Origin of the sequence: Sphingomonas sp. KR3-1 (genome assembly GCF_040049295.1) — a bacterium.
Taxonomy (GTDB): Bacteria; Pseudomonadota; Alphaproteobacteria; order Sphingomonadales; family Sphingomonadaceae; genus Sphingomonas.
Genome location: NZ_JBDZDQ010000001.1, coordinates 121,541 through 144,903, shown reverse-complemented (window position 1 = coordinate 144,903; position 23,363 = coordinate 121,541). Strand labels below are relative to the sequence as shown.

Annotated in this window: 28 protein-coding genes; 19 read left to right on the top strand and 9 right to left on the bottom strand. The window is 66.8% G+C overall.

The features are described 5' to 3' along the window. The first annotated feature begins 88 nt into the window (after positions 1-88). The 7 genes from ffh to ABLE38_RS00715 all read left to right on the top strand — a co-directional run bounded on the left by ffh (position 89) and on the right by ABLE38_RS00715 (position 4,913). Positions 89-1,582, top strand: coding sequence for a signal recognition particle protein (ffh, locus tag ABLE38_RS00745; RefSeq protein WP_348972264.1), 1,494 nt, complete (start codon positions 89-91; stop codon positions 1,580-1,582). A gap of 31 nt (positions 1,583-1,613) precedes the next feature. Beyond that, positions 1,614-2,180: a 30S ribosomal protein S16 gene (gene rpsP / locus ABLE38_RS00740; RefSeq protein ID WP_348972263.1), complete on the top strand. Its 567-nt coding sequence runs from the start codon at positions 1,614-1,616 to the stop codon at positions 2,178-2,180. Positions 2,181-2,183: 3 nt separating this feature from the next. Then, positions 2,184-2,678, top strand: coding sequence for a ribosome maturation factor RimM (gene rimM, locus ABLE38_RS00735; protein WP_348972262.1), 495 nt, complete (start codon positions 2,184-2,186; stop codon positions 2,676-2,678). A gap of 85 nt (positions 2,679-2,763) precedes the next feature. Continuing rightward, a complete protein-coding gene (locus tag ABLE38_RS00730; RefSeq protein ID WP_348972261.1) occupies positions 2,764-3,102 on the top strand; it encodes a hypothetical protein in 339 nt (112 codons plus the stop codon). A gap of 71 nt (positions 3,103-3,173) precedes the next feature. Beyond that, complete coding sequence (locus ABLE38_RS00725) at positions 3,174-3,752, top strand: hypothetical protein (protein ID WP_348972260.1); 579 nt, start codon at positions 3,174-3,176, stop codon at positions 3,750-3,752. 6 nt (positions 3,753-3,758) lie between these two features. Beyond that, the gene (locus tag ABLE38_RS00720) at positions 3,759-4,580 is read left to right on the top strand and encodes a TIGR04222 domain-containing membrane protein (RefSeq protein WP_348972259.1); all 822 of its coding nucleotides are present in this window, start codon (positions 3,759-3,761) and stop codon (positions 4,578-4,580) included. Between the two features lie 12 nt (positions 4,581-4,592). Beyond that, complete coding sequence (locus tag ABLE38_RS00715; protein WP_348972258.1) at positions 4,593-4,913, top strand: hypothetical protein; 321 nt, start codon at positions 4,593-4,595, stop codon at positions 4,911-4,913. On the opposite strand, the gene ABLE38_RS00710 is transcribed toward ABLE38_RS00715, so the two are convergent. Further along, a complete protein-coding gene (locus ABLE38_RS00710) occupies positions 4,910-5,812 on the bottom strand; it encodes an NAD(P)/FAD-dependent oxidoreductase (protein WP_348972257.1) in 903 nt (300 codons plus the stop codon). The two genes, ABLE38_RS00715 and ABLE38_RS00710, sit on opposite strands and share 4 nt — an antisense overlap. Before the next feature lie 85 nt (positions 5,813-5,897). Between ABLE38_RS00710 and ABLE38_RS00705 the strand changes: the two genes are divergently transcribed. Genes ABLE38_RS00705 through rplS form a run of 4 tightly spaced genes read left to right on the top strand, consistent with a single transcriptional unit; the run spans position 5,898 to position 7,666 of the window. Beyond that, complete coding sequence (locus ABLE38_RS00705; RefSeq protein ID WP_348972256.1) at positions 5,898-6,170, top strand: AbrB/MazE/SpoVT family DNA-binding domain-containing protein; 273 nt, start codon at positions 5,898-5,900, stop codon at positions 6,168-6,170. Then, positions 6,163-6,546, top strand: a complete 384-nt coding sequence (locus tag ABLE38_RS00700; RefSeq protein WP_348972255.1) for a type II toxin-antitoxin system VapC family toxin — start codon at positions 6,163-6,165, stop codon at positions 6,544-6,546. The genes ABLE38_RS00705 and ABLE38_RS00700 overlap by 8 nt, the downstream gene beginning before the upstream one ends. After that, a complete protein-coding gene (gene trmD / locus ABLE38_RS00695) occupies positions 6,543-7,277 on the top strand; it encodes a tRNA (guanosine(37)-N1)-methyltransferase TrmD (RefSeq protein WP_348972254.1) in 735 nt (244 codons plus the stop codon). The genes ABLE38_RS00700 and trmD overlap by 4 nt, the downstream gene beginning before the upstream one ends. Further along, positions 7,277-7,666, top strand: coding sequence for a 50S ribosomal protein L19 (gene rplS / locus ABLE38_RS00690; protein WP_348972253.1), 390 nt, complete (start codon positions 7,277-7,279; stop codon positions 7,664-7,666). Before trmD ends, rplS begins: the two co-directional genes overlap by 1 nt. A 253-nt stretch (positions 7,667-7,919) precedes the next feature. Here the strand turns inward: rplS and ABLE38_RS00685 are convergent, their stop codons facing one another. Both ABLE38_RS00685 and ABLE38_RS00680 read right to left on the bottom strand, forming a co-directional pair. Next, on the bottom strand, positions 7,920-8,372 hold the full coding sequence (locus tag ABLE38_RS00685; RefSeq protein ID WP_348972252.1) for a PA2169 family four-helix-bundle protein: 453 nt from the start codon (positions 8,370-8,372) through the stop codon (positions 7,920-7,922). A gap of 81 nt (positions 8,373-8,453) precedes the next feature. Then, on the bottom strand, positions 8,454-8,831 hold the full coding sequence (locus ABLE38_RS00680) for a VOC family protein (protein WP_348972251.1): 378 nt from the start codon (positions 8,829-8,831) through the stop codon (positions 8,454-8,456). A 78-nt stretch (positions 8,832-8,909) separates the two neighbouring features. On the opposite strand from ABLE38_RS00680, the gene soxR reads away from it, so the two are divergent. Further along, complete coding sequence (gene soxR / locus ABLE38_RS00675) at positions 8,910-9,377, top strand: redox-sensitive transcriptional activator SoxR (protein ID WP_348972250.1); 468 nt, start codon at positions 8,910-8,912, stop codon at positions 9,375-9,377. Here the strand turns inward: soxR and ABLE38_RS00670 are convergent. Together ABLE38_RS00670 and ABLE38_RS00665 are read right to left on the bottom strand one after the other, a co-directional pair. Further along, positions 9,374-9,874, bottom strand: coding sequence for a group 1 truncated hemoglobin (locus ABLE38_RS00670; RefSeq protein WP_348972249.1), 501 nt, complete (start codon positions 9,872-9,874; stop codon positions 9,374-9,376). The genes soxR and ABLE38_RS00670 overlap by 4 nt on opposite strands. A 10-nt stretch (positions 9,875-9,884) precedes the next feature. Further along, on the bottom strand, positions 9,885-10,751 hold the full coding sequence (locus ABLE38_RS00665) for a DUF3034 family protein (RefSeq protein WP_348972248.1): 867 nt from the start codon (positions 10,749-10,751) through the stop codon (positions 9,885-9,887). 140 nt (positions 10,752-10,891) lie between these two features. Here ABLE38_RS00665 and ABLE38_RS00660 point away from each other — a divergent pair, with 140 nt between their 5' ends. Further along, positions 10,892-13,066, top strand: a complete 2,175-nt coding sequence (locus ABLE38_RS00660; protein WP_348972247.1) for a S9 family peptidase — start codon at positions 10,892-10,894, stop codon at positions 13,064-13,066. Between the two features lie 72 nt (positions 13,067-13,138). Then, complete coding sequence (locus tag ABLE38_RS00655; protein ID WP_348972246.1) at positions 13,139-14,461, top strand: DUF418 domain-containing protein; 1,323 nt, start codon at positions 13,139-13,141, stop codon at positions 14,459-14,461. Here ABLE38_RS00655 and ABLE38_RS00650 read toward each other — a convergent pair. Then, positions 14,458-15,900, bottom strand: coding sequence for a patatin-like phospholipase family protein (locus ABLE38_RS00650; RefSeq protein WP_348972245.1), 1,443 nt, complete (start codon positions 15,898-15,900; stop codon positions 14,458-14,460). The genes ABLE38_RS00655 and ABLE38_RS00650 overlap by 4 nt on opposite strands. Positions 15,901-16,066: 166 nt before the next feature. Between ABLE38_RS00650 and ABLE38_RS00645 the strand changes: the two genes are divergently transcribed. The 3 genes from ABLE38_RS00645 to ABLE38_RS00635 all read left to right on the top strand — a co-directional run bounded on the left by ABLE38_RS00645 (position 16,067) and on the right by ABLE38_RS00635 (position 18,959). Beyond that, positions 16,067-17,095, top strand: a complete 1,029-nt coding sequence (locus ABLE38_RS00645; RefSeq protein WP_348974424.1) for an aspartate-semialdehyde dehydrogenase — start codon at positions 16,067-16,069, stop codon at positions 17,093-17,095. Between the two features lie 2 nt (positions 17,096-17,097). Next, positions 17,098-17,532: a GFA family protein gene (locus ABLE38_RS00640; protein ID WP_348972244.1), complete on the top strand. Its 435-nt coding sequence runs from the start codon at positions 17,098-17,100 to the stop codon at positions 17,530-17,532. 98 nt (positions 17,533-17,630) lie between these two features. Then, the gene (locus ABLE38_RS00635; RefSeq protein ID WP_348972243.1) at positions 17,631-18,959 is read left to right on the top strand and encodes a DUF418 domain-containing protein; all 1,329 of its coding nucleotides are present in this window, start codon (positions 17,631-17,633) and stop codon (positions 18,957-18,959) included. Here the strand turns inward: ABLE38_RS00635 and ABLE38_RS00630 are convergent. The 3 genes from ABLE38_RS00630 to ABLE38_RS00620 are packed head-to-tail and all read right to left on the bottom strand — an operon-like array spanning position 18,883 to position 22,049. Then, entirely contained in the window at positions 18,883-20,448 is a 1,566-nt protein-coding gene (locus ABLE38_RS00630; protein WP_348972242.1) for a DHA2 family efflux MFS transporter permease subunit, read from the bottom strand. The genes ABLE38_RS00635 and ABLE38_RS00630 overlap by 77 nt on opposite strands. A 55-nt stretch (positions 20,449-20,503) precedes the next feature. Continuing rightward, a complete protein-coding gene (locus ABLE38_RS00625) occupies positions 20,504-21,610 on the bottom strand; it encodes an HlyD family secretion protein (RefSeq protein WP_348972241.1) in 1,107 nt (368 codons plus the stop codon). Then, positions 21,603-22,049, bottom strand: a complete 447-nt coding sequence (locus ABLE38_RS00620) for a MarR family transcriptional regulator (protein WP_348972240.1) — start codon at positions 22,047-22,049, stop codon at positions 21,603-21,605. Before ABLE38_RS00620 ends, ABLE38_RS00625 begins: the two co-directional genes overlap by 8 nt. A gap of 85 nt (positions 22,050-22,134) precedes the next feature. On the opposite strand from ABLE38_RS00620, the gene ABLE38_RS00615 reads away from it, so the two are divergent. Beyond that, positions 22,135-22,578, top strand: a complete 444-nt coding sequence (locus ABLE38_RS00615) for a GFA family protein (RefSeq protein ID WP_348972239.1) — start codon at positions 22,135-22,137, stop codon at positions 22,576-22,578. Beyond that, on the top strand, positions 22,559-23,320 hold the full coding sequence (locus ABLE38_RS00610; protein WP_348972238.1) for an alpha/beta fold hydrolase: 762 nt from the start codon (positions 22,559-22,561) through the stop codon (positions 23,318-23,320). The genes ABLE38_RS00615 and ABLE38_RS00610 overlap by 20 nt, the downstream gene beginning before the upstream one ends. Positions 23,321-23,363 lie beyond the last annotated feature (43 nt).

The window sequence follows — 23,363 nt, the reverse complement described above, 5'->3', positions numbered from 1 at the left end:
ACCCCAAGGGGTGACGCCGGCCGACGAGTTCTCGTCCGCCGGCGTGTTTTGCGTTTGGCGAATCGCGGTCCTGGAATTGGAGTTTTAGATGTTCGAGTCTCTGAGCGAACGGCTGGGTGGCGTATTCGATCGCCTGCGTGGCCGTGGCGCGCTCAACGAAGCCGATGTCCGCACCGCCATGCGCGAAGTGCGGATCGCCCTGCTGGAGGCCGATGTCGCGCTTCCGGTGGCGCGCGACTTCGTCGAGAAGGTGACCGAGCAGGCCGTCGGCCACGAAGTCCTCCGCTCGATCACCCCCGGTCAGCAGGTCGTCAAGATCGTCCACGACGCGCTCGTGGACATGCTGGGACCGGACACCGCCGAGCTCTCGATCGACGTCACGCCGCCCGCGGTGATCATGCTCGTCGGCCTGCAGGGCTCGGGCAAGACGACGACCACCGCCAAGCTGTCCAGGCTGCTCAAGAGCCAGGGCAAGAAGGTGATGATGGCGTCGCTGGACGTCAATCGCCCGGCCGCGCAGGAGCAGCTCGCGGTGCTCGGCACCCAGACCGAGGTGCAGACGCTGCCGATCGTCGCCGGCCAGCAGCCGGTCGAGATCGCCCGTCGCGCGCTCAATGCCGCCAAGCTCCAGGGCTATGACGTGCTGATGCTCGACACCGCCGGCCGACTCCATGTCGACCAGGCGCTGATGGACGAGATGAAGTCGGTCGCGGACATCGCGAAGCCGAACGAAATCCTGCTCGTCGTCGACTCGCTGACCGGCCAGGACGCGGTCAACGTCGCGTCGAGCTTCTCGGCGCAGGTGCCGCTCACCGGCGTGATCCTCACCCGCATGGACGGCGATGCCCGCGGCGGCGCGGCGCTGTCGATGCGCGCGGTCACCGGCAAGCCGATCAAGTTCGCCGGCATGGGCGAAAAGCTCGACGCGCTCGAGCCCTTCCACCCCAAGCGCGTCGCCGGCCGCATCCTCGGCATGGGCGACGTCGTCAGCCTGGTCGAGAAGGCTGCGGCGGCGATCCAGGAGGAAGACGCCGAGAAGATGGCGGCGCGGCTCGCCAAGGGCCAGTTCGACATGAACGACCTGCGCGGCCAGCTCGCCCAGATGCAGCGCATGGGCGGCCTCGGCGCGCTCGCCGGCATGATGCCGGGAATGAAGAAGGCGCAGGCCGCGGTCGATCAGGTCGGTGGCGACCGGGTGCTGGTCCGCATGGACGCGATGATCACCTCGATGACGCCCAAGGAGCGTTCCAAGCCCGATCTGATCAACGCCAAGCGCAAGATCCGCATCGCCAAGGGCTCGGGCACCACGGTGCAGGACGTCAACAAGCTGCTCAAGATGCACCTCGAGATGCAGACCGCGATGAAGCGGCTGAAGAAGATGGGCGGCCTGAAGGGTATGCTGGGCATGCTCGGCAAGGGTGGCCCCGGCGGCGGCATGGGCGGCATCGGCAACGCGCTGGGCGGCGCCGATCTGGGCGACATGATGGGCAAGCTGGGCGGTCCCGGCGGGCTTCCCGGCCTGGGCGGCCCGGGCGCGCCTCAGCTCCCGCCCGGCTTCGAGAATTTCCTGAAAAAGAAGTAATTTAACTCAAGATCGTAAGAAGGAATTTGTAATGGCTATTTCCCTGCGTCTGTCGCGCGGCGGCTCCAAGAAGCGTCCCTACTACCGCATCGTCGTTGCTGACGCCCGTTCGCCCCGCGATGGCAAGTTCATCGAGAAGATCGGCACCTACAACCCGCTCCTCGCCAAGGACGATGCCAAGCGCGTCGTGCTCGACGGCGATCGCGCCAAGTATTGGCTGGGCGTCGGCGCGCAGCCGACCGACCGCGTTGCCCGCTTCCTCGATGTCGCCGGCATCAAGGAGCGCACCGTCAAGAACAACCCGAACAAGGGCAAGCCGGGCGAGAAGGCCGTCGAGCGCGCCGAAGAGCGTGCCGAGAAGCTGAAGGCCGCCGAGGAAGCCGCCGCCGAGGCAGCAGCCGCACCGGCGCCCGAGCCTGTCGCCGAGGAGGCTCCGGCCGCTGAGGAAGCCGCTGCCGAGGTTCCGGCCGAAGGCTCGAACGAGGAAGCCGAGGCCGTGATGGCCGCCGAGGTCGAGGCTGCCACCGAGGAGCCGACCGCGGAAGCCGAGCAGGTCGCCGAAGCGACTGCCGAAGAGACCCCGCCGGCCGAGGCATAAGCCTTGTCCAGCGATCAGCCCGTCACGCTCGCCGTCATCATCGGCGCGCACGGCGTGACGGGCGAGGTCCGTCTCAAGGTCTTCGCCGAAGACCTGTCGGTGCACCGCCAGTTCAATGGCGGTGCGCTGACGCTCAAGTCGGTGCGCGGCGGCTCGAACGGCGTCATCGCCCGCTTCGCCGAGATTGCCGACCGCAACGGCGCCGAGGCGCTGCGCGGCACCGAGCTCAAGGTGCCCCGCTCCGCACTGCCCCCGCTCGGCGAGGGCGAATATTATCATGTCGACCTGCTGGGCCTTCCCGCCGTCTCCGACACCGGGGAAGCGCTGGGCACGATCGTCGCCATCGACGATTTCGGCGCGGGCGACGTGATCGAGATCGAGCGCCCTGCCGACGAGAGCGGCAAGGCGAGGCGCTTCATGGTGCCGATGATCCCCGCCGCGGTGCCCGAGTGGGACGATGCGCGGCTGGTGGTCGCGGACGCGTTCGTCGAGCGCTGATCAGCTCCGGTTTTCGGGGTTTTCCCCGATCACCGCGCGGCCTGCTCCCTGATAGATTCCGCTCCGTCCCAATCGGAGCAAGGCCATGAAACCCAAAGCTTTCGTCTTCGCGATGCCGCTCGCGATGCTCGCCGGCGCGCCTGCCGTCGCGCAGAATCTGAGTTCCAAGGAAAGGGCGCGCGTGGCCCGGGCCGCGCCGCAGGACCAGGACGCCGTCTACAACTGCCTGATGGCCAAGAAGAAGGGCGCCAAGACCGGCACGATCGCCGGGGGCGCCGCGGGCGTGGCCGGCGGGGTGATCGGCGGCGCCAGTGTCGGCGGGACGATCATCGCCGGCGCGGTCGGCGCGGGTGCCGGGCGGCTGCTAGGCCAGGGCACCTCGACCAATAGCTATTGCGACGACGTGCTCAAGCACAACAAATGACGTGGCGGGCATCGGGCGGATAGCCGGGCAACCCTTGACATTTTAAATCCCCCATGTTAGTGGGAATTTAGATGAGCAAGGCCCCCGGTCTGTCTCGAGCCCCCACCGACCACCCGGTCTGGACGGCGCTTTTCCATTACAGCATCGGCCCCGAGGACGCGGAGCTCAGCTTCGCCGAGCGGCTGGCGCGCGAGAACGGCTGGAGCCGTGCCACCGCCGAGCGGGTGATCGAGGAGTACAAGCGCTTCTGCTTCCTCGCGGTAACGGCGGACCACCCGGTCACGCCGTCCGACCAGGTCGACCAGGCCTGGCATCTCCACCTCACCTACACCCACGACTATTGGGAGCGCTTCTGCCCCCGGATCCTCGGCCGCGCGCTCCATCACGGCCCCACGGCCGGCGGACGCGCGGAGGGGCATCGCTACTTCACCCAATATGCCGAGACGCTGCGCAGCTATGAGCGCGTCTTCGGCACGCCGCCCGCGGACCTGTGGCCCGACGCGGGGCGGCGCCTGCTCGAGGACCACAAGGCGCGCCGCGTGCATCCGCGCGACGCTTTCATCCTGCCCCGGAGGCCATTCCGGATCGCGCTGCTCGTGGCGTTCGCACCGCTCTTCGCCCTGGCCCTGGCGCTTCTGTTGAGGAGCTAGGACTCTATGTCGCCCTTCGACCTTACCGGCGGGCCGTTTCTCCAACTCTATGGCGGGCTGCTGATCGTCACGATCGTCGCCGGCTTCCTCATTCCGCGCTGGCTGAAGCCCGAAGGCCGCACGCCGCGCCGCATCGATACCGATGACCTTGCCTATCTCGCCGGCGGTGGGATGCGCTTCGCCGAGACCGTGGCGACCAGGCTGCTCGCCACGCGGCAGCTTGCGATGGTCGGCAAGGACAAGTTCTTCCCGCGCCACCTAGGCACCGGCACGCCCGTCGAGCGCAGCGTGCTCGCGCTGCCCGACGGATCGAGCTGGGCCAGGGTCGCAGTGGCGATCGGCAAGCACGCCGGCGGCACCCGCGCGCGGCTGATCGATAACGGCCTGCTGATCGGCTGGGGAGAAGCGCTGCAGATGCGCTTCTTCCAGACGCTGCCCTACTTCCTGCTCCTCGGTTTCGGCTACACCAAGCTGCTGATCGGCGAGAGCCGGGGCAGGCCGGTGGGCTTCCTCACCATGTTCCTGGCGGTCACCGCGATCTTCGCGCTGATCCGCTTCGCGGCGCTCGATCGCAAGACGCGGGCAGGGCAGGAGGCGCTCGCCGAGGCGCGCACCCGCTCCGAACGCCTCCGCCGCGCGCCCGCAAGCGGCGAGACCGATCTCGGGGTGGCGCTGTTCGGCACGGCGGTGCTGGTCGGCTCCGACTGGGGAGACTTCCACCAGATGCGCTCGGCGAGCTCGAGCGGCAGCGGCTGCGGCAGCAGCGGCGGCGGAGATGGCGGGGGCGGGGGTTGCGGCGGCGGTGGCTGCGGCGGTTGCGGAAGCTAGGGAGAAGGAAACATGCACATCTGGGACTGGCTCTATCTGGGGCTGCCGATCTTTCTGACGATCTTGCTCGGCTTCGCGGTCGCCGGGGCGCGGCCGAACTGGCCGGTGTGGCGCTCCAGCCTGCTTTCGGCCGCGATCCTGCCGGTGCCGATCCTGGCATTGTGCGCCTGGTTGTTCGTCAGCGTGCTGCTCAGCCCGGCGGAGAAGTGTGGCGTCGATGCCTGCGGCATGGCGGCGATGGCGGCGATGTTCGTCGGGAGCGGCGCGCTGGCGCTGTTCCTGATCGGCTGGGCATTGAACTTCGCGATCCAGAAATATCTGGGCCGCGGCTAGCGGCGGATCGGCTTCCGCTCGGCCAGCAGGTTGCGGATCGTCGTTGCCGCCACGCCGGCCTCGCCCATCGCGTGGCTGATCTGGTCGAGCCCGCGCGCCACGTCCCCGGCGGCGAACAGGCCGGGGACGCTGGTGCGCTGGTGGTCGTCGACTTCCAGGCATCCGCTCTCGTCGCCCCGCGCGCCGACCTGGATCGCCAGCCCCGACCGGATCTTCGATCCCAGCGCCGGATAGACGCTGTCGAAGCGCAGGCGCCCTTGGGCAGTGTCGAACGCGAGCTGCTCGTCCTCGATCGCATAGGCGCCGCAGGGGCCGTCGATCCGGACGATCCCGGCCTCGTCGAGCGTCGCTCCGTCCTCGTCGGACAATTGGTGCGCCTCGGGTGCCACCAGCGTCACATCGGCGCTGTAGCCGCGCAGGAACACTGCCTCACGCACCCCGTGGCTGCCGGTGCCGATCACGCCGATGCGCTTGTCGGTCACTTCATAGCCGTCGCAGATTGGGCAATAGCGGATCAGCCCGCGGGCGAGCGCGTCGTCGTGCAAGGCGCGGGGCATGTCGGGGCGGTTGTTGACCACGCCGGTGGCGAGCAGCACCGTCCGCGCGGCCAGCTCGCGCTCGCCCACGCGCACGCCGAAGCCGCCCTCGATCACGCGCAGGCTGGTCACCTCCGCCGCCTCGCGCACCGCGCCGTATTTCTCTGCCTGCGCCAGCATCCGCGCGAGCAATTCCTTGCCGGATATGCCCTCCGGATAGCCGGCATGGTTGCGCGTGCAGGGGATCTGCGCCGCCCGGCTCGATCCGCAATCGAACAGCCGGATGCTCAAATGAAAGCGCGCCAGATAGATCGCCGCAGTGAGCCCGGCCGGTCCGCCACCGATGATGATGCAATCGTCCATCGCTGGCGCAAGCGCTTGGCGGGCAGGGCGGTTCCTTGACGATCGCAAGGTGTGTATATACATGAAGTATATACAGGAGGCATCGATGGGCGAGGAATATCGCGCCAGGATATTCAAGTCGGGCAATTCGCTGGCCCTGCGCCTGCCCAAGGCTCTCGGCCTGAAGGAGGGCGCGGAAGTGGTGTTACGCGAGGAGCGGACCGGCTTCAGCGTCGAGCCAGTGCCGGAGACCCCGAAGAAGATCGACCTGACCGGGATTGCCGGCTCGATCCCTTGGCTGAAGCCCATTCCGCGGGAAGATCGAATCTTCGAGGACCGGGAGCTCGATTGGGAAGGAAAGCGGCTCAAGCGTGACTGAGCCCGCCTTTCTCCTCGACGCCAATATCTGCATCTATGTGTTGGCGGACAGCCAGGGCGCTGCATCGCGCGCGGTGCAGACCCAGAATGAAGGCACGGTGGTCACGTCGAGCATCGTCTTCGGCGAAGTGATGCGAGGTATTCCGCCGGAAGAGACCGAAGCGATCCGCCAGGCCATGGCCTTTTTCGAGTTGGTGACGCCGCTTCCCTTTGATCGTGTTGCTGCCGAGCGCTATGCGCGGCTTCCTTTCCGCCGGGCCAGTTTCGATCCGCTGATCGCAGCGCATGCGCTCGCGCTTGGCTTGACCCTGGTGACCAACAACGAACGCGATTTCGCCGACATCCCCGGCCTTAGAATCGAGAATTGGACCCTGTGACCTTCGCCGCCACCATCCTGACCCTCTACCCTGAGATGTTTCCCGGGCCGCTTGGCATTTCACTCGCCGGCCGCGCCCTGCGCGAGGGCCTGTGGAGCATGGAGGCCGTCCAGATCCGCGACTTCGCGACCGACAAGCATCGCTCCGTCGACGACACGCCGGCCGGCGGCGGGGCGGGGATGGTGATGCGCGCCGATGTGCTCGCCTCCGCGCTGGATAGTGTCGCCCCTGGCCGCCCGATCCTCGCCATGACCCCGCGCGGGAAGCCGCTGACCCAGGACCGTGTCCGCGAACTGGCGCAGGGGCCCGGTGCGGTGGTGCTCTGCGGCCGGTTCGAGGGAATCGACGAGCGGCTGTTCGAGGCGCGCGATATCGAGCAGGTCTCGATCGGCGACTATATCCTTTCCGGCGGCGAGATGGCGGCGCTCACGCTGCTAGACGCTTGCATTCGGCTCATTCCCGGAGTAATGGGCGCGCCTTCCAGCGGCATGGACGAGAGCTTCGAAACGGGGCTGCTCGAATATCCGCAATATACCCGACCTGTCGAATGGGAAGGGCGCACGATCCCCGAAGTGCTGCGATCGGGGGATCATGCGAAGATCGAGGCCTGGCGACGCCAGCGTGCCGAGGTCGATACACGGTCACGGAGACCGGATCTTTGGGAGCGTCATGAGGGCGCTCGGATCCAGTCTCCCTCTGGCGCGCGGCGACGTAAACAGGACGACAAGTAATGAACCTGATCCAGACGCTCGAAGCCGAGCAGATCGCCAAGTTCAACGAGGCGAAGAAGATTCCGGAGTTCCGCCCGGGCGACACCCTCAAGGTCGGCGTGAAGGTCGTCGAAGGCGAGCGCACCCGCGTGCAGAACTATGAGGGCGTGTGCATCGCCCGTGCCAACAAGGGCATGGGCTCGAGCTTCACGGTCCGCAAGATTTCGTTCGGCGAGGGCGTCGAGCGCGTCTTCCCGCTCTATTCGCCGAACATCGACAGCATCGAAGTGGTTCGCCGCGGTGTCGTGCGTCGTGCGAAGCTCTATTACCTGCGTGGCCGCACCGGCAAGTCGGCGCGTATCGCCGAGCGCCGCGACCCGCGCCCGAGCGAGGTCGCCGCAGCCGAGTAAGCTTCGGCTGCACGGAACGCCAAAAGGGCGCGGTGGCAATGGTCACCGCGCCCTTTTTCTTATCCGCGGCGTCTGAGGCGCCGAAGCAGCGCCCCGATCCCCGCGAACAGCTTGTGCCGATGCTCGGCCCATTCGGCCCCGTAGAAATGCTCCGCCACCCTTGCCTCCCCTGGCCGGCGGAAGCGCCGGGCCAGGGCGGCTATGGATGGCGGAGCGACCCGATCGTTACGGCCAGAGCCGAAGCGTGGGCGGGTTACTCCGCCGCCTGGAGCAGATCGCGCAGCTTCTTCGTCGTGTCGTGCCCCTTGAGCACCGAAGTATAGCATTCGCGCACCACGCCCAGTGCACCGGGAGTCATGCGCTCGTCCTCGAGCACGCGGTCGAACTCTTCCTTCAGATAGTCCTCGCCGCGCTCGATCTCGCTCAGGATCGCCTCGTCGCCGCCGCCCAGCACATGGCGCAGATCCTCCCAGCGGCGGTGGATCGTCGCGGCGGTCGAGCCATATTCGGCCGGGGTGCCGCCCAGCTCGCGGCTCTTGGCGGAGAGCGCCTCGATCACGCGGCGGCGCTCGTCGGCCATGTCCGCGAAGAACTTCTGGAAGCGGCCGGCATCGGCATGCTTGGCCGAATGCTCATAGCCGCGCACGCTGTCGATCGTGGTGACGATCAGGTCGTCGAGCTTGGAAACGTCATGGTTGGTGGTCACGCGGGTTCTCCTTGAGATGCTTGGCAGGAGAACCCGGCGCGGGGGCGGTAAGTTGCCGAGAATTGAAGGTTAGCCAGATGTTTACGCGTAGCTGACGATCTCGAACTCGGTCCCGTCGTGATCGAGGAAGTAGAAGCGCCGTCCCGGATCGTAATCGCCATGCGCGAACGGCTCGAGCCCTGCCGCCACCACGCGCCGCTCGATCTCGTCAAGATCGTCGACCAGGATGCCGACATGGTTGAACGGCCGGCCCTTCTCGAAAATGTCCCGGCTGGGTGCTTCGGGCGGCGTGTAGACCGCCAGATAGGTGCGCTCGTCGCCGACATGGATCACGCGGCCATTGTCGCGCGCCGGGCCTTCCCAGCGGACATGCCAGTCGAACAGGTCGCCGAGCAGTCTAGCCGCGCGCTCGGGGTCGCTGACGGTCAGGTTGACGTGCTCGATATAGGGCTGGGGCATGGGTTTCCTTTCCGATTGGATGCCATGCCGAGAGCAGCTACAACCTCAACCTAAGTTGAGGTCAAGCGGGAAATTGCGGTGCGCGGGAACGAGCTTCTGACGATCGGCGAGCTGGCGGCGCGCACCGGCATCGCGGTCTCGGCGGTGCGCTTCTACGAGGGGAAGGGGATCGTCCATCCGATCCGCACCAGCGGCAACCAGCGGCGCTTCCTGCGCTCGGACATCCGCCGCATCTCCTTCGCGCTGATCGCGCAGCAACTGGGGCTCACGCTGCCGCAGATCGCCACGGAACTGGCCAAGCTGCCCGAAGGACGCACCCCCACCGGCGAGGACTGGGAACGGATCAGCCGCGGCATCCGCGAGCGCATCGAAGTGCAGATCGCCCAGTTGCAGCGCACGCTCGAGGACCTCGACGGCTGCATCGGCTGCGGCTGCCTGAGCCTGAAGAAATGCGCGCTCTACAATCCCGAGGACCGCGCCGCCGCGAACGGGGCGGGGCCGCGCTTCATCCTGGTATCGCGCAAGGTCGCGCTGGGGCTCGACTAGCGCTCGACCACGTCCCCGCGCATCGGGGCGAGCTTGGCGAGGAACTTGTTCTGTGCCGCGAAGCCAACGCGCTCCTTGCGCATCGCCGCCTGCAGGTTCTGGACGAGGCGGTTCATGTCCTTCTGCTGCACCCCCATGAAGTGGTGCGCGGTCTTCATGTCGCGGCCGGTATAGTCGCAGCCGGCGCCGAGGATGTAGCAGAACTGCTCGAACAGCACGCGCTTCAGGCGGACCTGGTCATGGCCCTTGAAGATGTCGCCGATCACCGGGTCGGCGAAGTTGCTGCTGACGAAGGTTTCGACGATCCGGCGGATGCCGTCCTGGCCGTGGAACGCCCTGGCCATGCCGGTTCCGGCGAACGGCGTGGCGCCGGCATTGGCGTTGCCCGGCGTGTAGGGATCGACCTTGTCCTCGGCCGGCATCGCGTTGGGTGCGGTCTGCGCGAGGGCTAGGGTCGGGGCGAGCAGCGCGGCGGCCAGGATCAGCGGGCGGAACATGGGCACGTCCTCAGAAAGCGGTCTGGAGCTGGATCAACGCGCCGCGCTGGCCTTTGACCGTCGCGATCGAGCCGAGGTCGGTATAGGCGGCGGTCACCGTCAGGTTGCGGTCGATCGCATAGGCGGCGAACACATCGAACCAGTCGTCCTCGCGGGCGATGGCGAGGTTGTCGGGCTTGGAGCGGAACTCGGCGCCGATCGCGAAGCGGCGCGAGAATTGATAGGCGGCCGATCCCTCGAATTCGAAGCGATACTTGTCGTCGCGCCCGCCAAAGCCGAGCAGTCCGGTCTGGTTGGCTCGGGTGAGGCGCACGCTGGTGTTGATCAGCAGCGAATGGCGCAGCAGCAGCTTGGTCGCCGAGACATAATAGTCCGCATCCTCGGAGCGGCGCGCGCCCAGCGCCTTGACGATCGCGGCGTTGCGGCTCCTCTTGTACTGCACGCCGACCGCTACCGCAGGCAGCATTTCGGGCCCGTACACCATGTCGCCGAGCAGCTTCACCTTGGCGCCGAAAATGTCCTGGTCGAAGGCATAGTCGTTGCCCAGCCCGAGCGCGCCGCCGATCTCGTTGGTGTTGAAGCTCTGCCGCGCGAAGCTAAGCTCGACGCGATCCTTGATCCCGATCGCGGCATTGTAGCTGCGGAAATCATAGCTTTTCAATTCGGCAGCGGTCACGCTCGCCTGCGCGCCGATCCCGTCCTTGGTCTCGTTGCCCGCGATCGTCGCCCAGGGGGCGAGGCCGCCACCGCTGGCGCCCTCGATCGTCGAAATGCCGTTGGTCAACAGCAGCTTGCCGCCGGCGCGATTGTCGTTCTGCGCGAAGGCTGGATCGGCGAGCAGGCAGGCGGCAAGGGCGAAGGGCAAAATACGCAACATGCGTAGTTTGATAGGTTGCCATGTTTAAGGAAGGGTTCGGCACTTTACCCGGAACTCCCACATCGCGATAACGCGCTCCCAAGGAGATCGGGGTTATGCAGAAATGGTTGGTTGGGCTGGCAATGCTGGGAGCGCCGCTGATGGCAAATGAGGCGCTGGCGCAGACGAAGGGGCTCACGCTCGACCGCGTGTTCGCGAGCCCCGACCTCAACGGCCCGCAGCCGCGCGGCGCCAAGCTCTCGCCCGACGGCAAGTTCCTCACGCTGCTGCGCAACCGCGCCGACGAGAAGGAGCGCTTCGACCTCTGGGCGATGGACACGCGCACCGGCGAATGGCGGATGCTCGTCGATTCGAAGAAGGTCGGCACCGGCGCCGAGCTGTCCGAGGCCGAGAAGATGCAGCGCGAGCGCGCACGCATCGGCGGCTCCAAGGGCATCGTCGCCTATGATTGGGCGCCCGACGGCAAGTCGGTGCTCGTGCCGCTCGAAGGCGAGCTCTACCGCGCCGGGCTCGATGGCAGCGTCAGCAAGCTGCCGACCAAGGCGGGGCCCAAGCTCAATGCCGAGATCAGCCCGGCGGGCGGCTTCGTCTCCTATGTGCAGGATCAGAACCTGGTGGTGATGGGCCTGGCCGATGGCCGCGCCCGCCCGATCACCGACGATGGCGACGGCACCGTCCATTGGGGCGAGGCCGAGTTCGTCGCGCAGGAAGAGATGGACCGGTTCAAGGGCTATTGGTGGTCGCCCGGCGATCGCTACGTCGCGGTCGAGCGCTTCGACGAGGCGCCGGTGGGCATCGTCACCCGCGCCGCGATCGGCGCCGAGGGGACCAGCGTCTACCAGCAGCGCTATCCCAAGGCGGGCACGCCCAACGCCAAGGTCGAGCTCTACGTGATGGACGCCAATGGCGATCACAAGGTGGGCGTCGAGCTGGGCGCCGATGCCGATATCTATCTGGCGCGCGTCGACTGGTCGAAGGACGGCAAGACGCTCTACGTCCAGCGCGAGAACCGCGACCAGACGCAGCTCGATCTGCTCGCCGTCGATCCCGCCACCGGCAAGGCGAACCTGCTGTTCAGCGAGAAGGCGCGGGCGAAGAGCTGGGTCAACCTCAGCCACGCGCTTACCCCGCTCGGCGACGGCAGCCTGCTCTGGTGGTCCGAGCGCGACGGTCACGGCCATCTCTACCGTTTCGCCAAGGGCAAGTTCACCCAGCTCACCAGGGGCGACTGGGAAGTCACGCCCGACGTGACCGGCGTTGACGAGGCCAAGGGCCGCGTCTTCTTCCTCGGCAACAAGGACGGCGTGCTCGAGCGGCATCTCTATTCGGTCGACTACCGCAAGCCCGCCGCGGTCACGCGCCTCACCGAGGCCGGCTGGTGGAACGGCGCAGTGATGGACGCCTCGGGCACCCATGCGATCGTCACGCGCTCGAACCCCAACCAGCCGTCGCAGACCTATCTGGCGGACGCATCGGGCAAGCGCATCGCCTGGGTGAACGAGAATGCGGTCACCGCCGCCGATCATCCCTACAATCCCTATCTCGCGGCGCACCGCGAGCGAACCTTCGGCACGATCAAGGCGGCCGACGGTAGCGTGCTGCACTGGGAGATGATTACGCCCAAGCTTGAGCCGGGCAAGAAATACCCGGTGTTCTTCCAGCATTATGGCGGGCCGCACGCGCAGCAGGTGAGCAAGGCCTGGGGCGGCTCGCTCGAGCAGTATCTCGTCTCGCGCGGCTATATCTGGTTCCAGCTCGACAATCGCGGCTCGGCCAATCGCGGCGTCGATTTCGAGAGCCAGATCTGGCACGCGATGGGCACGGTCGAGGTCGAGGACCAGGTCGCGGGTGCGAACTATCTGAAGACGTTGCCCTATGTCGATCCGAACAAGGTCGTCACCTATGGCTGGTCCTATGGCGGTTACATGAGCCTGAAGCTGCTGGAGAAGGCGCCGGGGGTGTTCGCCGCGGGCGTGGCCGGTGCGCCGGTGACCAAGTGGGAGCTGTACGACACCCATTATACCGAGCGCTACATGGGCGATCCGAACAAGGTGCCCGAGGCGTACAAGGCGTCGGACAATATCGGCGAGGCGGCCAAGATCGCTGATCCGCTGCTGCTGATCCATGGCATGTCGGACGACAATGTCGTGTTCGAGAACAGCACCGCGCTGGCGGCGACGCTGCAAAAGGCCGAAGTGCCGTTCGAGATGATGTTCTACCCCGGCCACACCCACCGCGTCGGCGGTCCGGGGATCAGCGTCCACCTGTGGAACACGATCCTCGACTTCCTCGATCGCAAGACGGGGGCGAAGTAACCCCATATATCTGCGACTCGACGCAGGTTTCTCGGTGACGTAGCATCCCCCGCTTCGGTGGGGGACATGCGAATGACGGATGCGACGGGGGTGCCGCTTGCGCCGGTACGCGGCAAGGCGCGGATCGACGTGCTCGACATGCTGCGCGGGCTGGCGATCCTCGGCATCTTCTTCATGAACATCCCCTTCATGGGGGCGCAGGTCTCCAAGCTGTTCCTCGATCCCCGGCTGATCGGCTGGAAGCCGCTCGACCAGGCGAGCTGGTGGGGAATCCAGGTGGTGCTGGAGGGCACCCAGCGCGGCCTGCTCGAAATGCTGTTCGGCGCCGGGCTGATGGTGTTCGCCCGCGCAGCGATGGCGCCCGACGGGCCAGTGGCGGTCGCCGACCTCTATTGGCGGCGCAATCTCTGGCTGCTCGCCTTCGGCATCTTAGACATCTTCGTCCTGCTCTGGCCGGGCGACATCCTCCACATCTATGCGCTGGCGGCGCTGCTGCTTTTCCCGTTCCGCCGGGTGAGTCCGAAATGGCTGATCGTGCTGGGCATGGGCTTCGCGCTCTATACGGCGGGCACCGGAGCCTGGCGCTATGTCGAGCGCAACACTCTGGTCGAGCGTGCGCATGTCGCCGAGGCGAAGCTCGCCAGCCACCGGCCGGTCAGCGCCGAGGAGAAGAAGGCGCTCGAGGACTGGCGCAAGAAGGTCGAGAATCTGCGCACCGGCGGCGAGGAAATGCAGGGCGTGCGGGCAATGGAGGCCAAGGGGCATGGCGGCAGTCTCTGGGCCTATGCAGGGCTGCAGATCGGCTTCTACCAGATGTTCCTCTGGCCCGAGATCTTGAAGAGCGTCGCCGAGGCTTTCTGCATGATGCTGGTCGGCATAGCGCTGTGGAAATGGGGTGTGATCCAGGGGCAAAGGAGCGCGCGCTTATACCTGCTGCTGATGCTCGCCTGCTATCTCCCCGGCCTGGCGCTGCGCACCGTGGCGAGCTTCGAATATCTGTCGGACATTCCCGGGCCCAAGCTGATGTGGATGACGGCGGAATTCGCGCGAATGGCGGTCTCGATCGGCCATGTCGCGCTGGTCAACCTGGCAGTGAAGAGCGGGGCGGGGCGGGCGCTCCTGGCGCCGTTCAAGGCGGCCGGGCGAATGGCGTTCTCGCTCTATTTCCTGCAGCAGATCATCGGGCTGCAGCTCCTCTATTCGCCCTGGGGGCTGGGGCTATGGGGCCGGCAAGGCTGGTCCGACCTGGCGGGCACGGTGCTGATCGTCATCGCCGCGCAGCTCCTGCTGGCCAATGTCTGGTTGCGCTTCTTCGCTGCCGGACCGCTCGAATGGCTCTGGCGCAGCCTCGCCTATGTGCACTGGCAGCCGTTCCGCCAGCGGCAGACGGCCTAGCGCCGCCCCACAGCGCCCGGCATCGTCCCGTCCGGCCGCCGGCAGATCGCCCGGGTTTCCGTCCCGTCATAATGGCACAGGTCGATCCACGGCTCGCCCCCGGTGGCGCGGTTGCGGCCATAGTCCATCATGCACTTCATGAACGGCGGCACGAACATCGCCTTGCGGTTCGCCTCCTTGAGCTTGCCGCAGCGTACCGTGAGGTCATAGGTCGGCGTGTAGTTCTCGAATCCGTCGGCGCTGACGAACCAGATCGCGCCGCCCGGCCGGCTGAGCCGCAGCGCGGCGATCGAGCCGACTTCGAGCTGGTTGACCATGATCGCCTCGCCGCGCTGCGCGGCGGTCAGCGCATCGGCCTTCTGGTCTATCTCCGACGGATAGCCCGGCATCACCACCTGGTCGGGCGGCAGCACCGTGGGGCCGTTGCGGATCACATAGATGTCGCTTCCGCCGCCGGGCGCCGCGCCCGCCTCGCGCCCGAGCAGCCGCGCCCGCTCGCGCCGCACCACGTCGCCGGCCAGCCGCTGCGCATCGGCCACCGATGCGAGGAACACCGATTGCCGCACGCCGCCGTCATAATAGGTTTTCCCGTCGACCCGGACCTGCTGGTAGAACACCGGCACCGCTGCCGAGGCGAGCGCCGCGCCCGCCAGGCACTGGGTGGCCTTGGCGAGGTCCGCGTCGCTGTTGCCGTAGGGCGCGAGCAGCTCCTGCACGTCGATATAGCCGAACGCGCCCGAATTGGCCTCGATCAGCCCGAGCAGCACCTTGCGCGTCCGGGTGTCGCGCAGCGTCTGGACGATGCACACCCCGGCCTGGCCGGCGGGCGACTTGGGGTCGTAGATCTTCGGGCAGATCCGGTCCTCGAACCGGCGCTTGAGCGGCGCCAGGCCGGCCATCGCGCCGGTGATCGCCGCCAGCGCCTGGATGCTCTCGCGGTTGACGATGTCGCTTTCCCTGGCTGGTGAATAGGCGATCTCCAGCGCGTCGCGGATCGCCTTGCCCTGCGCGTCCTGCCGGTCCAGCCCGGCACCGACGAACAGCGATTGCAGCGCGCCCGTGCTCACGCCTGTCACCACCGCGAAATCGGGGAATTGGTGGTTCTCGACGAGCTGGTTCATCAGCCCGACGCCGAATGCGCCCCATTGCCCGCCGCCCGAGAGCAGCAGCACCGGGCGGCTGGGAGCCGGGGCTGCGGCGAGGAAGGCGGGGTCGGCCTGCAGCCGCGCGATCTCGGGCGCGGCGAGCCGATCCGCCAGCTCGCGCTCGGCGGGCGGCAGCGCCTCGAGGTCGAGCGCGCGGATCTGGCGCTCGAGCGGCGTCATCTCGATCGGATGGATGAAGCTGGAGAAGTCCGCGCACGCCATCTTGAGCGCGCCCTTGGTGGCGCAGCTGCCCAGGCTCAGCCCCAGCAGCACGATCAGCAGCATCCGGCGCATCGTTCAGGCCCCCTCATCCTCGGGGGCGGGCGTAACAAAATTACGCGAAACCTGTCTTGAACGAAATCGACCAAAGCGGAGCCATGGCGCGAAACAAGCAGCGCTTGCTTGCGCCCCTGCCGCGATCGGCGTAGCGCGGCGCTCGATTACCACCCTGGAGTACATGATGGGCTACCGTGTCGTCGTCGCAGGCGCCACCGGCAATGTCGGGCGCGAAATGTTGAACATCCTGGCCGAGCGGGAATTCCCGATCGACGAGCTGGCCGTGCTGGCTTCGTCGCGCTCGACGGGCGACATGGTCGACTTCGGCGAGACCGGGAAACAGTACAAGATCCAGAACATCGAGCATTTCGACCCCGCAGGCTGGGACATCGCGCTGTTCGCGATCGGCTCGGAAGGCTCGAAGCTCTATGCGCCCAAGTTCGCCGCTGCCGGCTGCACGGTGATCGACAATGCGTCGCTCTACCGCATGGACCCGGACGTGCCGCTGATCGTGCCCGAGGTGAACCCGGAGGCGATCGACGGCTATACCAAGCGCGGCATCATCGCGAACCCGAACTGCTCGACCGCGCAGATGGTGGTGGCGCTCAAGCCGCTCCACGATGCCGCCAAGATCAAGCGCGTCGTCGTCGCCACCTACCAGTCGGTCTCCGGCGCGGGCAAGGCGGGCATGGACGAGCTGTTCGAGCAGAGCCGCAACATCTTCGTCGGCGACAGCGCCGAGCCGAGGAAGTTCACCAAGCAGATCGCCTTCAACGTGATCCCGCACATCGACTCCTTCCTGGACGACGGCTCGACCAAGGAAGAGTGGAAGATGGTGGTCGAGACCAAGAAGATCCTCGATCCCAAGATCAAGGTCACCGCCACCTGCGTGCGCGTGCCGGTGTTCGTCGGCCATTCGGAAGCGATCAACATCGAGTTCGAGGACGAGATCTCGGCCGAGCAGGCCAAGAAGATCCTGCGCGAGGCGCCGGGCGTGATGCTGATCGATAAGCATGAGGATGGCGGCTACGTCACTCCGATCGAGTGCGTCGGCGAATATGCCACCTTCATCAGCCGCGTCCGCGAGGACTCGACGGTGGAGAACGGCCTGTCGCTCTGGTGCGTCAGCGACAACCTCCGCAAGGGCGCGGCGCTCAACGCGGTGCAGATCGCCGAGCTGCTCGGCCGCCGCCACCTCAAAAAGGCGGCGTAACCGTGATCGCGGGCGGCTGCCATTGCGGCGCCGTCCGCTACACGCTGGCATTGGACGACCTGCCGGCGGTCTATTGCTGCCATTGCCTGAAGTGCCAGAGCTGGGCGGGGAGCGCCTTCACCGAGCAGGCGCCGGTCAGCGAGGGGGCATTGTCGGTCGAAGGGCCGGTGGTCGAATACAGCTTCACCAATCCGAGCGGATCGACGTCGCGTCAGCGAGTCTGCGGCACCTGCCACACGCGGATCTACAACACCAACAGCGCCCGTCCCGGGCTGGCGATGGTGCGCGCCGGCACGCTCGATCGCAGCGACGAGCTGGTGCCCGCTGCGCATATCTGGGTGAAGCGCAAGCAGCCCTGGGTCGTCATCGCCGACGACGTGCCGCAATGGCCCGAAAGCGCGCCGATGGCCGAGTTCGCGGCAGTGCTTTCGCGCTGATCCCGCCCACGGCCTTTACGTCGTGTTGACTGATCCACGTTAAACCAGCCGGGTTTCGGGTTGGGTGGGCCGCGTCAATGGTCGAGTCGGGTAGTAGCATGTTGGCGCCGGTGGCCGGCCGGGCGCGCATCGACGTGCTCGACATGCTGCGCGGAGTCGCGATCCTCGGCATCTTCTTCATCAACGTCCCCTATATGGCGGCGAGCGTCTGGACCTTCTCGGCCGATGTCCGCCTGATCGGCTGGAGCGCGGCGGACCGCGACGCCTGGGTGGCGATCAACCTCTTCTTCGCCGGCACCCAGCGCTGCCTGCTCGAATTTCTGTTCGGCGCCGGCATGATGGTATTGGCGCGCAAGGCGATGGCGCCGGACGGGCCGGTCGCGGTCGCCGACCTCTATTATCGCCGCAACCTGTGGCTGCTCGCCTTCGGCCTGTTCGACGTGTTCGTGCTGCTCTGGCCGGGCGACATCCTCCACATCTATGCGCTCGCTGCGCTGTTCCTCTTCCCGTTCCGCACGCTGAGCCCGAAATGGCTGGTGACGCTGGGCCTCGGCTGGGCGGTGCTGACCGGGGTGGGCATTCCCGAATATGGCGCGCGCGAATATGCCGAGCGGGTGACGCTCACCCGCCAGGTCGAGGCGGGCGATCCGGCGGCGCTGGCGCAGTGGCAGAAGCTCGGGCGGCACACGCCCGATCCCGCGCTGGTCGCGCGCGAAGTGCAGGCGCATCGCGGCGGCTGGCTGCCCTATGCCAAGGAAGCCTGGAATTATTGGAGCTATCTCGCCAGCAACTGGCTGATCTGGGATGTGCTCGAAGCGTTCTGCACGATGCTGATCGGCGTCGCGCTGTGGAAATGGGGCGTGATCCAGGGTCTCAGGAGCGCGCGTTTCTATCTGTGGCTGGCGGTAGGCGGCTACAGCTTCGGCATCGTCGCGCGCGCCTATGGCATCTCGGAGACGCTCAGCTTCTCGCCGGGCCCGCGCTCGCTGTGGATCACCGGCGAGTTCGCGCGGATGGCGATCGGCCTCGGCCATCTCGCGCTGATCAACCTGATCGCCAAGTCGCGCGCCGGCAATGCTGCGCTCGGCGTCCTCAAGGCGCCCGGCCGCATGGCCTTCTCGCTCTATTTCCTCGAGCAGGCGGTGGGGAAATACATCCTGTTCGCGCCCTGGGGCCTGCTGCCCTGGGGCCGCTATGGCTGGGCGCAATCGGCGCTGGTCTCGGTGATCGGGATCGCGGCGCTGATCGCCTTCGCCAATTGGTGGATGCGCCACTTCGTCAGCGGCCCGCTGGAGTGGCTGTGGCGCAGCCTCGCCTATGTGAAGTGGCAGCCGCTCCGGCGCAGCGAGGTCAATGCCCCGCTGCCGACGGGTCGTTCTTCATCGGTGCGCGCGGCTTCTGCAGCAGCACCACCAGCGGCACGCTGACCGCAGTGACGATCGCCATCAGCCAGTAATCGTTGAGATAGGCGATCATCGCCGCCTGGCGGTTCACTTCGGCGTCGATCAGCCCGGTGACCACCGAGGCCTGCACGCCGATCTCCTGCACCAGCGCGCCCAGCCCGTTCATCGTCGAGGCGGTGACGTGCTCGCCCAGATACTGGTGGCTGCGCTGGATGTTCTGCGCCAGGATCGCGCTCACCGCCGAGATGCCCACCGACGCGCCGACATTGCGCAGCAGATTGAGCAGGCTCGATCCTTCGGTGCGGAAATGCGCGGGCAGGCCGGCAAAGGCGAGGCCGTTGAGCGGCATGAAGACGAGGCCGAGGCCGAGGCCCTGGACGAAGCCCGAGATGATGAACGGCGTGCTGCTCATCTCCAGCGTCCAGCGCGACATCTCCCACAGCGAGATCGCGGCAATCGTCAGGCCGATCGCCACCGACCAGCGCGGATCGAGCCAGCCGCGCTGGATCAGCTGCGCGCCGGCGAACATCGTGATCAGCACGCCCACGCCGCGCGGCATGAGGAGCAGGCCCGCGTCGAACACCGAATAGCCATAGAGGCTCTGCAGCATTGGCGGCAGCAGCGCCATCGTCGCCATCATCACCAGGCCGATCACCAGCATGAAGAAGATGCCGGTGACGAGGTTGCGATGCTTCCACAGCTCGCGCTCGAACATCGGGTTCTTGGCGGTGAACAGGTGGACGACGAACATCCACAGCGCGATCACCGCGACGAGCATCTCAACCCAGATCTCGGTCGAGGAGAACCAGTCCTGGTCCTGCCCGCGGTCGAGCATCAGCTGGAGCGAAGCGATGCCCAGCGCGAGCAGCGTGAAGCCGAACGCGTCGAACGAGCGCTTGCGGATCGGGCGCGAGGGCAGGAGGAACCACAGCAGCGCGAAGGTCACCACGCCCACCGGCAGATTCACGTAGAACACCCAGCGCCAGTCGAAATTGTCGGTCAGGTAGCCGCCGATCAGCGGGCCCATGATCGGGCCGACCATGATGCCCATGCCCCAGATCGACATTGCCTTGGGCTGGTCCTTGGGCGCGTTGATGTCGAGCATCACCGTCTGGCTCAAGGGGTTGAGGAAGGCCGCGGTGATGCCCTGCAGGATGCGGAAGGCGACCATTTCCTCCAGCGTCTGCGCCGCGCCGCACATCGCCGAGGCGATGACGAAGCCGACGGTGGCGACGAGGAACAGGTTGCGCGAGCCGATCCGGTCCGACAGCCAGCCGGTGATCGGGATCGCGATCGCCGAGGCGACGATGTAGCTGGTCAGTACCCAGTTGATCGTGTCGCGCGTGGCGCCGAGCGATGCCTGCATGTGCGGGATCGCGACGTTGGCGATCGTCGTGTCGAGGATCTGCATGATCGTCGCCATCATGACGCCGAGCGTGAGCAGGCCCTTGTACTTGACGGGCAGGGCGGCACCGCCACCGCCAGCCGGAGCGGCTTGCGGGCGGGGAGGCATAGGGGGAGATGCCTCACCCGCCCTGTTGGCGCGGCCGGGGGCTGCCGTCGCCATATTAGTTGCAGGCGCCCTTGAAGACGACCTTCACGTCTGCCGAGAGGCCGGCGATCAGCGCGCGCGGGCTCTTGTCGTCGATCGCGATGCGCACCGGCACGCGCTGGGTGACCTTCACCCAGTTGCCGTTGGCGTTCTGCGCCGGGAGCATCGAGAATTCCGAACCGGTGCCGGCGCCCAGCGATTCCACATGGCCCTTCAGCTTCAGGCCCGGATAGGCGTCGAAGGTCACGATCGAGCACTGGCCGACGCGCATCTTGTTGAGGTCGGTTTCCTTGAAGTTCGCGTCGATCCAGGCCGGCTTGTCCGAGACGATCGTCACGGCAGCGAGGCCGGTGATCATCTGCTGGCCCACCTGCAGGCTCTTGGTCTGGCTGACGATGCCGCTCACCGGCGCGCGCACCGTGGTGCGCTGCAGGTCGAGCAGTGCCTTGCTAAGCTGGACGCGGGCGGCGGCGATCGCCGGGTTCTCGCCGGGGACGGCGGCGCCGGTGGCGATCTTGGCGCGCGCCTCGGCGGCGCTGGCCTCGGCGTTCTGGAGCTGGGCGCGGCCCTGCTCGAGCGCATGCTGCGCGGCCTGGAAGGCGGCGCGGGTGGTGAAGCCCTGCTTCATCAGCGCGGCCTGGCGGTCGTAATTCTCCTGGGCGTTGGCGATCACGTCGCGCGCGGCCTGGATGTCGGCGCCCTTGCCCTCGGAGCTCACCTGGTCGGTGTTGAGCTGCACCTGCGCCGCAGCGATCGCGGCCTGGGCCTGCGACACGGCGATCTTGTAGGGCTCGGGATCGATGCGGAAGAGCAGGTCGCCGGCCTTGACCGTCTGGTTCTCCTTCACGCCGACTTCGACGATGCGGCCCGCGACATCGGTCGAGACCGAGCTCTTGTCCTGCTGGACATAGGCATTGTCGGTCGAGACGCTGCCGCCGCCGGTGAAGTAGAAATAGGCCACGATGGCGATCAGCACCGCGGGCACGCCGAACATCAGCAGCGGGCGCAGCAGGCTGCGCTTCGGCTTGGTGGTCTCGGGCGCCTCGGGCACGGTGGTGCCTTCGCTGGGCATGGTGATCCTGGTCGCTTCGGACTTCTCGATCTTCGGTTCTGCGTCAGCCATGTGCGGCCTCTTTGCCCTCTTGAACGTTGGTCAGGTTCGCGCGGAGCCCTTCGAGCGCCGCGATCAGTTCTTCGCGCTGTTTGGAGTTGAACCCCTGAAGCGTCTCTTCGATCAAATCGGCCGCCAGCACGTGCAGCTCGTCGAGCACGGGGGCGGCCTTTTCGGTAAGGTGGATGCGCCACGCCCGGCGGTCGCTGGGATCGCGGCGGCGCTCGACGAAGCCGGCTTCCTCGAGCCGGTCGATCATCCGGCAGGCGGTGATCGGCTCGACTTCGAGCAATTCGGCGAGCTGCCCCTGGTTCGCGCCGGGATGCCGGACCAGCAGCTTGAGCACGCGCCACTGCGCCACGCTCGCGCCGGTCGCACGGGCGCGCTCGTCGAAACGACGGCGCAGCAGCCGCGAAACATCGCTAAGCAGGAACCCAAGACTCTCGGACATAGTGTGCATATAATAAGCATGCTCATGGATTTCAAACCACAACCGGATTGTTTTTTGCGACGCAGCAATTGCAGGGAGCGAAACGATGGGCGAAGCGATGACCGGCGGATGCCAGTGCGGGCGCATCCGCTACACGGCGCAGGTGGACGACGACGAGGCGTATCTCTGCCATTGCCGCATGTGCCAGCGCGCCACCGGCGGCGTGTCGATCGCGTTCAAGAACTTCCCGCGCGCCGATGTCCGCTGGGAGACCGAGCCCGATCGCTATGACAGCTCGCCGGTCGCGCAACGCGGCTTCTGCCGGGACTGCGGCACACCGCTCACCTACGAAGCGCACGAGCATCCCTATATGGACCTGACCATCGGCAGCTTCGACGATCCCGATCGCTTCGTGCCCACCGAGCATTCGGGCTGCGAGAGCTGGCACCGGGCCTGGCTTGACACGAGCCACCTCCCGGCATCACGGACCGACGAGAACCCGAGCCTCGTCAAACGCTGGATGGAAAAAGTTGGCCGACTTCCCGACTGAAACGCACCGCTTCAAGAGCTTCGACGGCGTCGAGCTGGCCTGGACCGAGATGGGACAGGGCAGGCCGGTGGTGCTGATCCACGGCTATTTCTCCACCGCGCAGGTCAACTGGATCAAATATGGCCATGCCGCGAAGGTCGCGGAGAAGGGCTTCCGGGTGATCATGCCCGATCTGCGCGCGCACGGGTTCAGCGACAAGCCGCACGATCCCGCCGCCTATGGCCCCGACGTGCTGATGCGCGACGGCTTCGCGCTGATCGAGCATCTCGGCCTGACCGATTACGACCTGGGCGGCTATTCGCTCGGCGCGCGCACCACCACGCGGATGCTGGTCAACGGCGCGACCCCGCGCCGCGCGATCCTGTCGGGCGTCGGGCTCGAGGGGCTGGTCCACACCGATGGGCGCGGCACCTATTTCCGCAATGTGCTGACCAATCTCGGCAGCTTCGAGCGCGGTAGCTCGGAATGGCTGACCGAGGCGTTCCTCAAGACCACCGGCGGCGATCCCGAGGCGCTGCTGCTGATCCTCAACACCTTTGTCGACACGCCGCGCGAGGCGATCGCGGCGATCGACCTGCCGGTGCTCGTCGTCTGCGGCAACCAGGACTTCGACAATGGCTCGGCCGAGGAAGTCGCCGCGCTGCTGCCGCACGGCGAATATCGCGAGATCCCGGGCAACCACATGAGCGCGGTCACCCACCGCCAGCTCGGAGAGGCGATCGCCGACTTCCTCGCGGCTTGACCGGTTCGGCCGGCGCCTGCATCGTCCCCGCATCCAGATAAGA

What these genes read in the sequence shown, in the direction of transcription:
- ABLE38_RS00630 (WP_348972242.1), bottom strand. Translation starts at nt 20,448, where the DNA reads ATGCCTCCCCGCCCGCAAGCCGCTCCGGCTGGCGGTGGCGGTGCCGCC.
- ABLE38_RS00665 (WP_348972248.1), bottom strand. Translation starts at nt 10,751, where the DNA reads ATGTTGCGTATTTTGCCCTTCGCCCTTGCCGCCTGCCTGCTCGCCGAT.
- ABLE38_RS00705 (WP_348972256.1), top strand. Translation starts at nt 5,898, where the DNA reads ATGGGCGAGGAATATCGCGCCAGGATATTCAAGTCGGGCAATTCGCTG.
- ABLE38_RS00650 (WP_348972245.1), bottom strand. Translation starts at nt 15,900, where the DNA reads ATGCGCCGGATGCTGCTGATCGTGCTGCTGGGGCTGAGCCTGGGCAGC.
- rplS (WP_348972253.1), top strand. Translation starts at nt 7,277, where the DNA reads ATGAACCTGATCCAGACGCTCGAAGCCGAGCAGATCGCCAAGTTCAAC.
- ffh (WP_348972264.1), top strand. Translation starts at nt 89, where the DNA reads ATGTTCGAGTCTCTGAGCGAACGGCTGGGTGGCGTATTCGATCGCCTG.
- ABLE38_RS00655 (WP_348972246.1), top strand. Translation starts at nt 13,139, where the DNA reads ATGACGGATGCGACGGGGGTGCCGCTTGCGCCGGTACGCGGCAAGGCG.
- ABLE38_RS00660 (WP_348972247.1), top strand. Translation starts at nt 10,892, where the DNA reads ATGGCAAATGAGGCGCTGGCGCAGACGAAGGGGCTCACGCTCGACCGC.
- ABLE38_RS00730 (WP_348972261.1), top strand. Translation starts at nt 2,764, where the DNA reads ATGAAACCCAAAGCTTTCGTCTTCGCGATGCCGCTCGCGATGCTCGCC.
- ABLE38_RS00615 (WP_348972239.1), top strand. Translation starts at nt 22,135, where the DNA reads ATGGGCGAAGCGATGACCGGCGGATGCCAGTGCGGGCGCATCCGCTAC.
- ABLE38_RS00625 (WP_348972241.1), bottom strand. Translation starts at nt 21,610, where the DNA reads ATGGCTGACGCAGAACCGAAGATCGAGAAGTCCGAAGCGACCAGGATC.
- ABLE38_RS00720 (WP_348972259.1), top strand. Translation starts at nt 3,759, where the DNA reads ATGTCGCCCTTCGACCTTACCGGCGGGCCGTTTCTCCAACTCTATGGC.
- ABLE38_RS00680 (WP_348972251.1), bottom strand. Translation starts at nt 8,831, where the DNA reads ATGCCCCAGCCCTATATCGAGCACGTCAACCTGACCGTCAGCGACCCC.
- ABLE38_RS00620 (WP_348972240.1), bottom strand. Translation starts at nt 22,049, where the DNA reads ATGTCCGAGAGTCTTGGGTTCCTGCTTAGCGATGTTTCGCGGCTGCTG.
- ABLE38_RS00645 (WP_348974424.1), top strand. Translation starts at nt 16,067, where the DNA reads ATGGGCTACCGTGTCGTCGTCGCAGGCGCCACCGGCAATGTCGGGCGC.
- ABLE38_RS00710 (WP_348972257.1), bottom strand. Translation starts at nt 5,812, where the DNA reads ATGGACGATTGCATCATCATCGGTGGCGGACCGGCCGGGCTCACTGCG.
- ABLE38_RS00725 (WP_348972260.1), top strand. Translation starts at nt 3,174, where the DNA reads ATGAGCAAGGCCCCCGGTCTGTCTCGAGCCCCCACCGACCACCCGGTC.
- ABLE38_RS00715 (WP_348972258.1), top strand. Translation starts at nt 4,593, where the DNA reads ATGCACATCTGGGACTGGCTCTATCTGGGGCTGCCGATCTTTCTGACG.
- rpsP (WP_348972263.1), top strand. Translation starts at nt 1,614, where the DNA reads ATGGCTATTTCCCTGCGTCTGTCGCGCGGCGGCTCCAAGAAGCGTCCC.
- ABLE38_RS00670 (WP_348972249.1), bottom strand. Translation starts at nt 9,874, where the DNA reads ATGTTCCGCCCGCTGATCCTGGCCGCCGCGCTGCTCGCCCCGACCCTA.
- ABLE38_RS00635 (WP_348972243.1), top strand. Translation starts at nt 17,631, where the DNA reads ATGTTGGCGCCGGTGGCCGGCCGGGCGCGCATCGACGTGCTCGACATG.